At 61.4% G+C, this 223-nt stretch carries 1 protein-coding gene; it reads right to left on the bottom strand.

The features are described 5' to 3' along the window. Positions 1–223, bottom strand: a 223-nt coding sequence (locus tag B1722_RS28530; RefSeq protein WP_176393394.1) for an alkaline phosphatase D family protein, incomplete at both ends; no start/stop codon positions are given.

Genomic DNA, 223 nt, shown 5'->3' with positions numbered 1-223 from the left:
TGAGGCCGATCGGCATGTCGGCGGCGATCACCTTCCAGGTTGCCTGCGAACGCATCAATTCACGCTGGAGCCAGGCAACCTGGGCGGGTCCGAGCAGGTGAGAGGCCGGTCCGTAGACTTCTTCCATGCCCTCGCCATTGGGACCACGATAGCTGCGCATGTCGATCATGAACACGTCGAGCAACGGCCCGTAGGAAATCTTACGATAGACTCGGCCGGGCTC

Origin of the sequence: Pseudomonas sp. SCPG-7 (genome assembly GCF_002156405.1) — a bacterium.
GTDB classification, from domain to species: Bacteria; Pseudomonadota; Gammaproteobacteria; order Pseudomonadales; family Pseudomonadaceae; genus Aquipseudomonas; species Aquipseudomonas parakoreensis.
The sequence above is the reverse complement of the archived record's forward strand: the minus strand, read 5'-3'. Positions and strand labels throughout refer to the sequence as shown.